Origin of the sequence: Pseudomonas sp. RU47 (assembly GCF_004011755.1) — a bacterium.
Classification (GTDB): domain Bacteria; phylum Pseudomonadota; class Gammaproteobacteria; order Pseudomonadales; family Pseudomonadaceae; genus Aquipseudomonas.
The window spans coordinates 5861238-5874789 of the sequence record NZ_CP022411.1 but is presented as its reverse complement, the minus strand read 5'-3'; the positions used below and the strand labels follow the sequence as shown (position 1 = coordinate 5874789).

At 59.1% G+C, this 13552-nt stretch carries 11 protein-coding genes; 5 read left to right on the top strand and 6 right to left on the bottom strand.

Translation table 11 applies throughout. The features are described from left to right. Positions 1-4: 4 nt before the first annotated feature. Positions 5-460 carry a MaoC family dehydratase gene (locus CCX46_RS26835; RefSeq protein ID WP_007909575.1) on the bottom strand — a complete coding sequence of 152 codons (456 nt, stop codon included), beginning with the start codon at positions 458-460 and terminating at the stop codon, positions 5-7. 194 nt (positions 461-654) lie between these two features. Between CCX46_RS26835 and CCX46_RS26830 the strand changes: the two genes are divergently transcribed. The 5 genes from CCX46_RS26830 (at position 655) to CCX46_RS26810 (ending at position 3328) form a co-directional block, all read left to right on the top strand. Then, positions 655-1020: a CidA/LrgA family protein gene (locus CCX46_RS26830; RefSeq protein ID WP_127929916.1), complete on the top strand. Its 366-nt coding sequence runs from the start codon at positions 655-657 to the stop codon at positions 1018-1020. Then, positions 1020-1736 carry an LrgB family protein gene (locus CCX46_RS26825; protein ID WP_053124192.1) on the top strand — a complete coding sequence of 239 codons (717 nt, stop codon included), beginning with the start codon at positions 1020-1022 and terminating at the stop codon, positions 1734-1736. The genes CCX46_RS26830 and CCX46_RS26825 overlap by 1 nt, the downstream gene beginning before the upstream one ends. Positions 1737-1746: 10 nt before the next feature. After that, positions 1747-2337 carry an LON peptidase substrate-binding domain-containing protein gene (locus CCX46_RS26820; RefSeq protein ID WP_127929915.1) on the top strand — a complete coding sequence of 197 codons (591 nt, stop codon included), beginning with the start codon at positions 1747-1749 and terminating at the stop codon, positions 2335-2337. Between the two features lie 114 nt (positions 2338-2451). Then, complete coding sequence (locus CCX46_RS26815; protein WP_127929914.1) at positions 2452-2682, top strand: hypothetical protein; 231 nt, start codon at positions 2452-2454, stop codon at positions 2680-2682. 70 nt (positions 2683-2752) lie between these two features. After that, complete coding sequence (locus CCX46_RS26810) at positions 2753-3328, top strand: hypothetical protein (protein WP_127929913.1); 576 nt, start codon at positions 2753-2755, stop codon at positions 3326-3328. A gap of 56 nt (positions 3329-3384) precedes the next feature. Here CCX46_RS26810 and CCX46_RS26805 read toward each other — a convergent pair whose 3' ends face one another. From CCX46_RS26805 to CCX46_RS26785, 5 genes are all read right to left on the bottom strand, one after another. Further along, entirely contained in the window at positions 3385-5436 is a 2052-nt protein-coding gene (locus tag CCX46_RS26805; RefSeq protein ID WP_238704361.1) for a hypothetical protein, read from the bottom strand. Positions 5437-5456: 20 nt separating this feature from the next. After that, positions 5457-8939, bottom strand: coding sequence for a calcium-binding protein (locus CCX46_RS26800; RefSeq protein WP_238704360.1), 3483 nt, complete (start codon positions 8937-8939; stop codon positions 5457-5459). An 88-nt stretch (positions 8940-9027) separates the two neighbouring features. Continuing rightward, entirely contained in the window at positions 9028-10794 is a 1767-nt protein-coding gene (locus CCX46_RS26795; RefSeq protein ID WP_238704359.1) for a hypothetical protein, read from the bottom strand. 565 nt (positions 10795-11359) lie between these two features. Next, positions 11360-12676: a bifunctional DedA family/phosphatase PAP2 family protein gene (locus CCX46_RS26790; protein WP_127929911.1), complete on the bottom strand. Its 1317-nt coding sequence runs from the start codon at positions 12674-12676 to the stop codon at positions 11360-11362. Positions 12677-12803: 127 nt separating this feature from the next. After that, the gene (locus CCX46_RS26785) at positions 12804-13499 is read right to left on the bottom strand and encodes a DNA-3-methyladenine glycosylase (RefSeq protein ID WP_127929910.1); all 696 of its coding nucleotides are present in this window, start codon (positions 13497-13499) and stop codon (positions 12804-12806) included. Between the last annotated feature and the right edge of the window lie 53 nt (positions 13500-13552).

Genomic DNA, 13552 nt, shown 5'->3' with positions numbered 1-13552 from the left:
ACGTTTACACGAAGCAGAGCGACAGTGGCTCGGCGATATAGGCCGGTTTGTCCGAGCCTTCTATCTCCAGCGTTGCAGTGGCTTTGAGTAACCACTGGCCCGGTTTTTTCTCGGTCACTTCGCCCAGATCGACCTTCAGGCGGACTTTCGAGTTGACCTTCACTGGCTGAATGAAACGCACGCTGTCCAGACCGTAGTTGACGACCATCTTCACGCCTTGCGGCAGGATCAGGATGTCTTCCATCAATTTAGGGATCAGCGACAACGACAGGAAACCGTGGGCAATGGTGCTGCCAAATGGCGTTTGCGCGGCTTTGACCGGGTCGACGTGAATGAACTGATAATCACCGGTGGCTTCGGCGAACAGGTTGATGCGTTCCTGATCGATGGTGAGCCATTCGGAACGTCCGAGTTCCTTGCCGACATAATCTTTGAGCTCTGCAACGGGAACATAGGGCATTGAGACTCTCCTTGGGTTCATCGGTTTTATAGTTTTTCAGGTGGGGGGATTTGACCTCCCTGCGAACCACTGTAGATCATCATGGCGATTTGCTCCGGTCAACCGACCATGCTTTTGGCGAATGCCGATCCATAGCGCAGGCGTGCTTATAATGCGGACGACTTGCACAGTGGAAAGTAAGACGGAGATGTCGGATGTTGCTACGTGGCCTTACCCTGCTGGTGCTGTTTCAACTGCTCGGCACGGCACTCAATCATTTGCTGTTGCCGGTGCTGCCGGGGCCGATCATCGGTCTGTTGCTGTTGCTCGTATTCCTGATCGTTCGCGGTGAAGTCGGCGAGCCGCTGAACCTTGCGGCGGGCAGTCTGCTGCGTTATCTGCCGTTGCTGCTGGTGCCGCCCGCCGTTGGCGTGATGGTCTATGCCACGGCAATTGCCGCGGACTTCTGGGCAATCGTCGGCGCGCTGGTGCTGTCGTTGATCCTGTCGATGGCCTTCGCCGGCGTGCTGATGCAGCGTCTGGTCAAGCGTCACGCGCCGTCGTCATCGGAGGAGTCCTGATGCTTTTTGACTGGCAGGGCGCCTGGGCTTCGGTGATTCATCATCCGCTGTTCGGTATCGGCATCACCCTCGGTGCCTATCAACTGGTGCTGGCGGCGTTCGAGAAAACCCGCTGGATCTTTCTGCAGCCGGTGCTGGTCTCCATGCTGTTGGTGATTGGCGTTTTGGTCGGCTGCGGCCTGACCTATGCGGAGTACCGCAAGAGCACCGAGATCCTCAGCATTCTACTTGGCCCGGCGACTGTGGCGCTGGCGGTGCCGCTGTATCTCAACCTGCGACGTATTCGGCAATTGTTCTGGCCGATTTTTACTACGCTGGTGATAGGCGGGGTAGTCGCCACAGGCATGGGCGTGTTGCTGGGCTGGTGGTTTGGTGCCGAGCACATGATCCTGATGACCATGGCGCCGAAGTCGGTGACTTCACCGATCGCCATGCTGGTGGCTGAACAGATCGGCGGCGTTGCGGCGTTGGCGGCGGTGTTCGTGTTGATCACCGGGGTGATCGGCGCGATCTTCGGTCCGGCACTGCTGACCCGTCTCGGTGTGCATAGCCCCGAGGCGCGTGGCATGGCGCTGGGCATGACCGCGCACGCGGTCGGCACCTCGGTGGCGTTGCAGGAAAGCGATGAGTGCGGCGCCTTTGCGGCGCTGGCGATGAGTCTGATGGGCGTGGCCACGGCGGTGTTCCTGCCGTTGGCGGTGTCGATGGTGGTGTAAGGAAATGTCTATGAGTTTGCCGCTTTTTCCGCTCAATACAGTGCTGTTTCCCGGCTGCAACCTCGACTTGCAGATTTTCGAGGCACGCTATCTGGATATGATCGGCCGCTGCATGAAGCAGGGCGGTGGATTCGGCGTGGTGTGCATCCTCGAGGGCAGTGAAGTCGGCGTCGCGCCAGAAGGTTTTGCCTTGGTCGGCTGTGAAGCGCGGATCACTGATTTCCAGCAGCAGGACAACGGTTTGTTGGGGATCCGCGTGCAGGGCGGACGCCGATTCAATGTATTGCGCACCGAGGTGCAGCGCGATCAGTTGCTTCTCGCCGATGTCGAGTGGCTGGATGACGATCCCGAGCAACCGCTGCAGGATGAGGACGCCGATCTGGTGGCGCTGCTCAAGGCCTTGGCCGAGCACCCGATGGTCGAAGCGCTGAACATGGGCACCGATGCGCTCGGTCAGCAATCGCTGGCCAATCAATTGGCCTATCTGTTGCCGTTCGCCGAAGAAGACAAGATCGATCTGTTGCAACTCGACGATCCTCAGCAACGTCTGGATGCGATTCAGGCCCTGCTCGATGAGTTGCAGGGCGAGTTGTTTGCGTAGTTGCACTTCGAATCAACTGTTCGTATTTGCCAGTATTGTCTCGCTTATGGCTTTGCCTTAATTTCAAGTTGCCCGCAGGACGCGGGCGACTTTTATAAAAACAAGGACGAAGTCATGACTGTATATGAAGATGAATGGGCGTTTTGGGACGATATTGCCGGCAAGTACATTATGAAACATGCCGGAACTGATCATAACGTTAACAATGTTATTGAAGCCGCCTCGAATTATGCGGATCGCATGGTGATTGCCCGACGTAAGCGAAAATCCGAAAAAGTCCCGGTCGGCGATATTCCGCGCATGGCCGCGACAGCCAAAGCCGTAATGGCTGAAGCCGCCGTTTGATTCTTTCCTTTTTTCAGCATTTGCCTGCCGTTGGTGTTACCGAGGGCGGGACGTTTACAGGTGGCGCCCCATGTCTATAGCAACAGTAAACAGCAAAGCATTCACCGCGCATCTTTATCTCAATGGCCGGCCGCTGGTGCTTAATCAACAACGCCTGCAACAGGTGCTTCGCGACCTGCGGATTACCAGAGGTGAGCAACTGGAAGCCGAGGTCGGACTGGCTGATTCGCGCGTCGCAAGTTTCATCACGCTGGCGAACCACGATGACGATAAACCGCTGCTGCTGAAGTTCGTCCCGCAGGGCGAGCGTTACGCAATCAGCCTCGTGCATCCGGGCGTGTTCGACGGTGCGCGGTTATTCATCGAAGACAAGACGCATAATCTGTTGGCCAGTACCAGCGCTCCGCTGCAGGACTTTTCATTCAGTACGTCTGGCGTGCCGAAAGCTTCGCTTGGCCACTTCGAAGCAGGTCCGGCTTATCTTGAATTGAACCGCGAAACAGATGACAAAAAATCCTCAAGCAAGCCGTTATACCGCAGCGTGAGCAGTGGCATGAGCACATTTCTGGACGTAGACCCCAACCCGACGGGGCACAACGCGTTCAATAGCATCCCGGCGATCTTCGTGATCAAGGTGGTCGGATAGCTGCAAGTTACCGTTTAAAAACGCGCCATTCATTATTGGATGAATGGCGCTTTATCTCAGGCCCGATCATGCTCGGCGACCGGCCAGACGACGTCGTCGGCAAAGGTCTTGTCGCCTTTTGGCAAGTCCAGAATCACACCGCCCGAACCGGCGATTTCATCGATCAGGCGATCGTAGGCATTAGCGCCAAAGTAGCCGGCCGCTCGGCTGTCGGTGCCCGCCCAGGTGGCCTGTTCGATTGTTGCAGCACGATCACCCGCCTGTTCCAGCACGTCCTTGACCCGCGCCGCTTTATTCAGGTCAGAGCGCACCAGCCAGAGCCGTTCGGCGCTGATGCCGCGTGTCGGTGTGGAAATGTGCCCCTCCAGGGCGTCGAAGAGAAATTTGCCCTGGCCGGGGTTGAATGCCTTGTTTTCCGCGCCCGGTACCACTTCCAGCCCGCGAGTATCGATGGCGTAGACAAAAGTGGTGGTTTGCTGGCGGCGGGTGGACGCATAGCCCGTCGTATCATCGAACACGAACGAGTTGTCCGAGTCGGCCTCGTCTCCGGTTCGTTTGCCGTCCGACACGGAACTGTCTGCGGAATCCGAGGACTCGCCGGTACGCCCTTTGGAACTCTGCGGATTCACGCCCGGAAAGCGATTGGCCTGGGTGTTGTAATGCAGCTCGTGATAGAAGCCGCCCCTGGTCGCTGCGTAGGCAGTGGCGTCGTGCAACCCGAACGTTGCACTCAAGGCGCGCTTGTTCGTGGTCCCCGTGGGATTGCCTTTGCGGTACATCATCCGGCCATCCCTGGCCAGTTCGAACGGCAAACGGGTTTCGCCCCTGAACAGCGCTGGAATATCGGTGCGGTAGAGCATGTTGTGGCGCGTGCGCAGATAGCCGAGATGGGCGGCGTAGTCAGCTAAAAACACATCGCTGTATCGCGTCGCTGGCCATTGATGATTGAAGTCCAGGCCTTGGGTGCGCAGGTCGTGAAGGTAGTTTTCGAGTTCTTCGGCGATCGGTTTGAAGCGTTGTTCGTTGCTGGCGTCGAGCGTCAGGCGCTTGTGTTGCTGCGCCCATTCCGGCATCTGGCCGTCACTGGATTCCTTGCGCAAACGGCTCAACTGGGCCTTGCTCAGGTTATAGCTGCGCAGCAACTGCGCGCGCTGAGCGGAATCCAGTTGTGGATGCGACCATTTCAACGAGTCGGCGACAAAGGTGTGATCCTCGACGTTCTGTGCCCGCTGCGCCCATTCCGGTGCTTTTCCAGACTGTTGCGCGGCTGTGCGAAAAGCGGAAACCTGCGAGTCTTCGACGATATACAGTTGCCGGATGTCCTGATCCGACCACTGCGCAAGCGGCGCATCAGCCTTTGCCCGCGCCGGATCGATTGCGATCCAGCGCTGCTCGCTATCCCTGAAGGCATAGCCGAGAACAGCCGTGTCGCTGTTCGATCCAGCAGCGTGAAACGGGTAGTAGCCATCCGCATTCGGCGTCGCGGAGATCGCATGATCATCGGCGTTAAGGAACGTCAGGTGTCGATCCAGACTCCAGAGATTGTCTTGCGTGGTGCGATAAATCGGTGGGCCAGGGGCCGTACGCCGGAACGAGATCACTCGATACGCCTTGACTTCGGCATCATAGCGAACACAAACGTGTCGTCGGCCTTCGATGTCGGGTAGCTGAACATCGACCCAATCCCGGCCGAGGTAGTGCCTGACCCCGGATGCATTTGACGCTGGCAAATCGCCGAAATACGGATGGGCGAAATCCTCCAGCGACGTCATCGAAAAAGAGCGGCTTTGTGCAGATGTCGTCGGCAGAACACTGACTGCGATGGACGCAGCCTGCTGGCGCGAAGTGTCCGGCTCATCCAGACGCAGCCGTTTGGAGGCAGAAGGCAAGTCCACGGATGATTGGCCCGGAACGCTTTCCGGTCTGGCGAGTATCGGGCTGTCAGCCGGATGCCGTGTTGCAGGTTGCGGTGGACTGGTGGTCGGTGACTTGGGGCGAGGTCCCGGTTTTTGGCGCATGCGATGAACTCCTTGAAACATGACGCAGCCTGTCCGTTGGCTGAGTGGAACGAGCGCCGGCGCAGCAGTCATAGCCACATCGGCGCGCATTCAATGTTGGGTAGACGTGATCAGGTTTTCTGGTTTGAACTGATCAGCAAGTCCTCAGCCCTGACCTGGCTCTGCGGATCGCTGTCGACGCTCCAGTACTTTTTCGCCGAGCGGTAAACCACCTTGCCGGTTGTGCCCTTGGCGCTGAGGTGGGTGACATGAACGTTGGCGGCCAGTTCGTTACGCTGTCGATGCGCTTCGATGTCTGCCAGCAGTGCTTCGACACTGGCAAAACGGCGGGCGTCGATGACGTACAACTGGAAGACTTCGAACAGCAGCGACACTTCATAGATGTTTCCCGCAGACGTCACGACGCTGACTGACTCCACGGGTGATTCAGCGTTGATAGTCGGCAACTCAACCATCGCGCTACCGATGCGCAAGCGGTTGGCGTTCAGCTGAATATCGTCGCGCTTGACCGTTTCCTTCAGGGCACTGGTGAAAATGTTCCAGATAGAAGCATCAGCGGTGTTGGCGGCGGCACCCGGCGTCGAGAGGCGCACGATCGAGTTGCTGGCAAGGTACACGTCGTAACTCGAGCTGTGCCCATCGAGCACGTAGATGCCGGTATGTGGGCCTGGCGGAATCACCACTTTGCTGGGCTGTGCTGGCAGCGAGAGCTTTTCGCCGGGCACGGGGCGGGTGAACAGGTAATTCCCTTTCCGCCGCTTCAGGCAACTGCGCGTGCTTTGGCTGCGGGTGCCGGGATTGCGGACATCGTCTTCGTAATCCAGATCCGGCACTTGCAGGCGATACGACACTTCATCCTGCAGGATCAACACGACGTCCTGTGCGAGCAGTGGTGTCGTCACTTTCAGGCTGTTTCGGCCGCTGTAACCGGTGGCTGCGGGGATAGTCTGAATCACCCCTTTGAATGTCACGATCTTCTCTGGCAAGTGCAGCGCCAGATCGATGTTCTTGTAGGTGAGATGCGTGTTGCCGGACACACCCTTGCGCACTTCGACGTTGTAGCTAACGACCACGTCGCTGATTTCAGTGCTTTTGAAATCCAGATGGATCGTACGCGAGGTCTGCGCAACCTGTTGCCTGGCGACGAACTCGACGTTGCCCGCCATGCGCGACAGATAATGCCGTTTGCGCCCCAGGTCATTGATCTCCACCGTACCGCCATTGACGATTTCTGCAGCGGGGGCCGGTTTGCCGGCAACGCTCACTGCCACGTCGACACGCTCGATCAGGGCCTCGCCCGGTTTCACTGGCAGCAGCGCCAGCAGTTCGTATTCGTCTTGAGTCTTGAACACCAGTTTGTCGTTTTTCAGCTGGCGCTGGCCATCGACCCATTGGTAGACATTTGCGACGGTGAGGACGTGCTCGGGGTCGCTGCCATCCTTGCCGCGCAGGGAGCGGACCCGAAGTGCAGTGTCGTTGATTTCCCAGTGCTGGATGATGTCCTGCGGCCAGCCAAACTCGATCAGGCTGGCGTGTTCGCCATCTTCGACAATCGTCGTGCGTGCGCAGGTATCGGCAATGTAATAGCGATCCATCCCGCTGCCGCCATCGACCCGGCAGTCGATGCCGCCGATGGCGATGGTGTCGTCACCGCCGCCAGCGTTGACCTGGTCGTAACCATTCGCAGCGATGCGGTTGGCTTCATCGCTGCCGGTCACGCGGCTGGTGCCTTTGCGCAACGTCGACACGTTTTCAATCGATGTCAGTTGGGTGACGTGGAGGGCATCGACATCGGGATCAAGGCCGCGCAGGCTGACCTTGCCGCTTTGCAGATTGATGTCATGGCCGATATTGCGCGTGTCGTTGCGCGGGCGGCTGCCCTCGAACGCCAGAGTGTCGGAACCTGCACCGCCATCCAGCACGCTCAGATGCGCCGGTTTGCTTGTCCGGTCGAGTTCCGCCTCGGTGACCTCTTGATAGAACGCGTCGCTTTTGGCGCCGCCCGTCAGCGCTTTGTGATCCGCTCGATAGGTGAAAATATTGGGCTGGTTCTCCAGCCCGATCACCCGGTCATTGCCATCACCAAGGCGCCAGAACACACCTTTGCCATCGCCGGCACTGCCGGAGACCTTGCCCTCGAGGTCTGCCGGCAGACCCTTGCCGGCATCGATGACGTCGTCGCCTTCCACGACCGCCGCATAACTATCGACTTTGAACGGCTGTTCATCCGCGCTTTCATCCCATCGGTAGCGCCAGATTTCCACGGGTTTGAGTTCTACCCGAAACGCACCGTTGACGACGTGTTCGAGGGAGTGTTTGTACGCGCCGTCGAGCATCTGGCGGGCGGACATCTCCAGTTGGCCCTTATGGTCGCGATAGCCCTTGGACAGCTTGAAACGGTCCATGACGTCCTTGTCCAGTTCCTGACGGGTGAAGGCGAACCAGCCGGAGCGCAGACGCTCGTGAAACGTCAGTTCGATGTAGTCGTCGATGTCATCGACCACGCGCGCAGCCTGGTAAATCAACGAGGTGGCGATCAGCAGCCCGGCGGCGGCCAGGCCAAGAGGGCCGGCAACGCTGCCGAAACCGGCCACAGCCGCCATGCCCAGCGCCAGACTGATGGCCGCGCCGGCGACACTCAGCCCACCGCTGACGTAGTGGTCCTGGGCTTCTTTGCCGCTGGTGACTGCTGCGGCATTGAATGATGTCACTGCATCATTGATGTCGAACGGCAAGGTGATAATGCTGGCAAACATCCCGGCGCCGCGGCTGAGGTATTTGCCAAAAGAAGTCCGCGGAAAGTACCGGAAGACATTGCCACTCTGGTTGAGCATGGCCTGGCCGCCTTTGCTGAAACCCTGTTCCAGGATCAACGAGCCCAGCTCGGCGGCAATCGAGCCACCCTGAATCCAGGCTTCCCGGGTCTCTCCGTTCTTGATGGCATCGAGCATGGCCCGGTAGCCGCTGTAGATACCGAACGCCTGCATGCCGACACCGGCGCCGCTCATCAGATAGCTTTTGCCTCTGTTGACCCAACCTGGCGAGTTTTCAAATGAGTCGACTTTCCGGATGTCCAGTTTCTGCGCGGCGTGACACAAACGATTGAGGCGTTCCATCACACTGCCCGGCTCAAGGCCGGCGGTGCCGACGAAGAGTTTTCCGGCATTGAACGAGCGCTGGCTGGAAATCTCAAAGAACAACAGCCCGGGGCCATCGATGTCGGCGGTATCGATGGCCTTCAGTCGTGCGTGGGCCTTGGTCGCATCGAAGTTGAGAGCGTCCAGAAAAGCCTGATCGACCTTTTGCATGCCGGCATTCGCCGGGCTGATGGGCTGACCATGCACTGTCGCGCCGAAGGCCTGCAGTTCGACGCGAGTGGTCGTGACTTCGCCAATGCGTAAGGGGCCAAAATGTTTGTCGAGGGATTCCAGTGTGCGCATGAAGGGGGCATCCGGATCCGTCTGGGTGGCGATGCTTTTGCGCACGACAGGACGCGGCTGGCGTCCATGGGGATTGGCCGAGGCTTCGATCTGCTCCATTCCCAGTGCCCGGGCCTCAAGGGCTGCGATGCTGGGTACTATGAGTGTTGACACGTATTAGTCCTTTAATGAATTGCGCTATGAACCGGCATCCGAGCCGGTGCGTTTCTGTAAGGCACGTTGCGCAGATGACTGCCGGCACTTACGGCCAGGCGATGTCGTAGGCGAATTCGTTGCGGTTGCCCGAGAGTCTGATGATCGGTTGACCCGCCGCTTCGACGCTGTCGATCAAGCGGTCATATTCGAAGGCGTTGGCATGTCCGGCATGGGTGGCTGCCTCGATGCGCTCGGCGCGGTCGCCGGCCTGAGTTCTGATGTCGTCGACCTTGGCGCCTTTGGTCTGGGATGAGTTCAGCAGCCAGATGCGTTCTGCCGCCAATCCGCTGCGGGTAACCGAAATCAGCCCTTCGAAGTCGTCGGAGGGGAACCAGGTAGGGCGGGTATCGCGGGCTGCGGAGTTGAACAGCATGTTCTCTTCATGCGGGACCACTTCCAGGTGGCGGGTGTCGAGGACATACACAAACATCTCTTTTTGTTTTTCGCGGGTGCTGCGGTAATGCCGGTCGTGATCCCAGGCAATCGGGCTGTCCGGATTGGACCAGTCGGACGACGCCGCACTTTCCGTATCACTGGCATCACTGTCCGAAGACGACTCATCGGCCCTGCGTCCCGGGTACTTGTTGGTCTGGCTGTTGTAACGCAGATATTCGGGATCAGGTTTGCTGGCATACGTCTGCCCCTCATCGAGGCTGAACGTGGCACTGATCGGCTTGTGCGTAGTCGCCCCCGGTTCGTGGTGGTAGCGCGGCAGCATGGCGCCGTCATTGGCCAGTTCGAACGGTGTGCGCTCATCGCCGCGAAACAGGGCCGGAATGTCGGTGCGGTACAGGCAGTTATTCTTGTTGCGCAGGTAACCGAGCTTCGTCAGGAGCGCTTCGCGCACTTCAGGGGTCAGGCTGCTTTCGGGGTCGTACCAACCGTGTCGGGCATCGCGTTTGAGATTGAGTTCGCTGACGGCATCGCGGCTCAATTGTTCGAGGCGCTGAGGATTGCCGGTGTCCTCGGTCAAGCGCTTGTGCGCCTCGGCCCACTCGGGGATTGCCAAGGTGTTTTTGAGTTCCTGGCGCAAGCGCGTCAACTGGCTCGGCAGCAGATTGTAGGCCTGCAGGAAAGTTTCGCTTTGCTGGCGAGTCATGGTCGGCTGCAGCCAGCGCAGGGCGTCGCTCAGCAAGTCACTGTGCGGGTTGCCGGTCTCTCGGGCTTCGGCCCATTGTGGCGGTCTGCCGCTGGACCCCGCTTCGGCACGAAACCTCAAGATGCCCTGGCCCACGAGGCTGTACACCTGCCAAATTTCGTGATCGGTCCAGTGTTTCAGGTGGGCGGGTTCTGCGCCAAACCCTGCCGCAGGCGGATCGACCCGGACCGGGTTGCCGTATTTGTTCCTGAAGGCAAACTGGATGTCGGCCGGATTCGTGCTCAGGAAGGGCGTGAACTCGTAATAGCCTTGAGCATCCGGTGAACGATAGGTAGGCCTGTAGCGAGCCTGATCGATCTCGCTGGGTGTATCGGTCGTTCGAGGCTGCTTCGGAGCAATCGGCCTGACGCCAGGCATCCCGGGGCGCTTCTGCGAAGCCGTTTCGGGTGTCAGCCGCTCAGCACTGACTGGCGGGATCTCGCTGACCTGTTCGCTCAGACGCCAGGTCGCACGGTCCTGGTTTTTATAAAGCCTGGGGCCAGAGGGATGACGCTCGGTCAGCAGTTTGCTCCGCCAGACACCGTAATCGTCGGTGCCGACATGGGTCGTTTCGAGACGGCCCTCGTATTCGACGTCGACAAAACGGCGGCCGACAATCCAGCGAAAGCCGTCTTCGTCCGCCGGCTGCATGCCGTGCAGAAAGTCTTGTTTCAACCAGTATCGATTTCCCGTCCCGTCGTGACGGGATGTCCCAGGGGGTTGCGAGGGCAGGGCGCTGATCGTAATGGCGGGAGGAAGGACCGGGTCAGTCGCGCCCGGTGCCTCGATGCTGCGCGGCGGGCCGACGGAGTCGGCAAAACCGGGCAGCCGCCAGGCCGCAGGGCCCCCTGGGAATGGCGCAGGTGTCTGCGGGTCGGGTTGTCGAAGGGTCGATGTTGGTTTGCGCGGTATCTTCGGACTCATGAATGACTCGAATCAATAGATAACCAAAACACGCGCCGTAGTTAACGTTGCGTTGGTTGAAGTGTTTTGATGATCGAAAGTTATTGAATTGGCTGAGTCAATCTAATGGTTTTTCCGCGGGGTGGAATGCTTTATCTCGGTGTTGTGCGGGCAATTATGTAACTCGGTTTATGCCGGGTTTATATGTACGAAAGTTGATAGTTGGTTGCCTGAAAACTTTCCCATGACAAGTAAGTTTGAATAGGGCAAGAGCGCGGCTCTCGTCGGAAGTTTCCGAAAAGAGCCGCGCAAGAAAATAACCCTTGTGAAGTTTCAATCAATAAGCGTAACGCAACAACGTATGCGGAAGATGCCGCAGTACGAAGAAACCGAACATTGCCAGCATCGCCGGCAGGATCAGCCACCAGACTTTGAAGGGCATGGCATTGAGCGATGTCGAACGCTGGCTCAGCCACAGGCTCGCCGCACACACGCAACTGGCCAGCATGGCGCCGGCGAGCACGTCAGTTGGCCAGTGCGCACCGAGATAAACCCGCGACAGGGCGATGGCCAGTGCGGGCATGCAACCGATCAGCAGCCAGGTCAGACGCATGCGCGGCGGTTGCCCGCGACCGGCCAGCACAGCGAGGCTGAGAAACAGCGCGAACGCGCCCGAGGCATGGCCACTGGGCATGCTGTAGGTGGTCAGCGGGTCGGTCAGGACTTCCGGGCGCACGCGGGCGAAGAAGTATTTGGTTGCGGTGTTGGCCAGTGCGGTAACCAGCAACGTGCCTGCGGTAAAAAGCGCGTGACGCCATTGCCGGCAGATCAGCAGCAGGACGACGAGCAAAGCGCTGAACATGAGCATGTTGCGGAACTCGCCGATCAGCGTCAGCGTGACTGCAATTTCATCCAGCATTGGCTGGCGATGCTCCTGCACCAGTGTCATCACGCCCTGATCGAGTGCTGTCAGATACGGATAGCCGACGAACAGGCCCGTCAGAATCAACAGGCTCATGCTGCTGATCCAGATCGTCGCGCGACGGTGACGGCGCAAGCTGCTGTTCACGCTGAGACCAACCATTGCGGCGATGCTCCCGGCGACAATGCCGGCTTGCAGCCAGAACCCTTCAGGCAAGGGCAGGCGGAAGGCCGCGCCGGTGGCCCAGCCTGGCAGCAGATAGGCCAGACTCCAGCCGGCGGCGGCCAGCAGGCTGACAGCGGCGAAACGCGGGAAGGGCATGTCGCACATGCCGGCGACCATTGGCAGCATCGGCCGCAGCGGCCCGATGAAGCGGCCGACCAACAGGCTGGCAATGCCGTAGCGCTGGAAATACGACTCGGCGCCGGCCATCCATTCCGGATGATGGCGTAACCCCGGCAGGCGCCGAATGTTTTGGTGGAAATGGCGGCCGAGCAGATACGAAACAGCGTCGCCGAGAATCCCGCCGAGAAAACCCAGCAGCAGGGTTTCGCTCAGCGACAGTGCGCCGCTGCCGGCCAGAACGGCGACGGCAAACAGCAGCACGGTGCCGGGCACGATCAGACCGGCAATCGCCAGGCATTCCACAAAGGCAACAATGAATACCGCCGCAGCCAGCCATTGTGGGTTGGCCGCCAGCCACCCGGTCACGCTATCGAGCCATGGGCCCATACAGAAAAACTCCAAACCATTGATGATCCCTATGCAGGAGCTGCCGCAGGCGGCGATCTTTTGATCTTGATCCTTAAAACAAAGTCAAAAGATCGCAGCCTTCGGCAGCTCCTACATGAGTTTGTGTTTACAGCAGAAAATAATCCCGGCCTTCGACCTGACCGCGGCGCAGCGGGTTCCGCGTGCACCATTGCGCGTAGGCAGCGTCGACAAAGCGATACATCAGATGCTCATCGCGGCCATGGGGAATGCCCAGGCGTGTGGTTTGAATGATGCGCGAAGGTGCCGGTCCGGTGTCCTCTACCAAAAGGACGTCATGATCGAAACGCTTGGCGTCCCACACTGGCACTTTCAGCTCCAGCGCTTTGCACAGCAGGGTTTGCCCGGCGCAGAGTTTTTGCGAAGGACGCGCACGTCCCTGAGCATCGGGGTTATTCAACAGCATTTGCGCCAGACTCGCCGGCCCGCTGACTTCATCGACCCACGGATAAGCGGATTTGATCAATACCGCATTGCCCGGCCCTTGCGCGCTGAAATTCAATGAGTCACCGCCACGGGCGTAATACATATAGATGTGGCCGCCATCCAGAAACAAAGCCTTACGCTTTTCTGTGTAGCCCAACGAAGCGTGGCTGCCTTTTTCGGCGCAGTAATAGGCTTCGGTTTCGATGATTCGCGCGCTTAGCCACAGGTCGCCGACCCGGTGGCGAATGACTTTGCCGAGCAGGTCCTGCGCCAGCACTTGTGCATCTCGGTCGAAAAAGGCGTCCGGGAGCCCCAGCGGCAGGCGTTCGGCGCGGTTGCGAACGGTCAGGTTGGACATGGCAGGTAACGTTTATCCAGGCTCAGGAGGTGGTGATGATAACAACGCACGGC

Excerpts from the sequence above, each read along its gene's own strand:
- CCX46_RS26835 (WP_007909575.1), bottom strand. The coding sequence starts at position 460 with ATGCCCTATGTTCCCGTTGCAGAGCTCAAAGATTATGTCGGCAAGGAA.
- CCX46_RS26830 (WP_127929916.1), top strand. The coding sequence starts at position 655 with ATGTTGCTACGTGGCCTTACCCTGCTGGTGCTGTTTCAACTGCTCGGC.
- CCX46_RS26825 (WP_053124192.1), top strand. The coding sequence starts at position 1,020 with ATGCTTTTTGACTGGCAGGGCGCCTGGGCTTCGGTGATTCATCATCCG.
- CCX46_RS26820 (WP_127929915.1), top strand. The coding sequence starts at position 1,747 with ATGAGTTTGCCGCTTTTTCCGCTCAATACAGTGCTGTTTCCCGGCTGC.
- CCX46_RS26815 (WP_127929914.1), top strand. The coding sequence starts at position 2,452 with ATGACTGTATATGAAGATGAATGGGCGTTTTGGGACGATATTGCCGGC.
- CCX46_RS26810 (WP_127929913.1), top strand. The coding sequence starts at position 2,753 with ATGTCTATAGCAACAGTAAACAGCAAAGCATTCACCGCGCATCTTTAT.
- CCX46_RS26805 (WP_238704361.1), bottom strand. The coding sequence starts at position 5,436 with ATGCGCGCCGATGTGGCTATGACTGCTGCGCCGGCGCTCGTTCCACTC.
- CCX46_RS26790 (WP_127929911.1), bottom strand. The coding sequence starts at position 12,676 with ATGGGCCCATGGCTCGATAGCGTGACCGGGTGGCTGGCGGCCAACCCA.
- CCX46_RS26785 (WP_127929910.1), bottom strand. The coding sequence starts at position 13,499 with ATGTCCAACCTGACCGTTCGCAACCGCGCCGAACGCCTGCCGCTGGGG.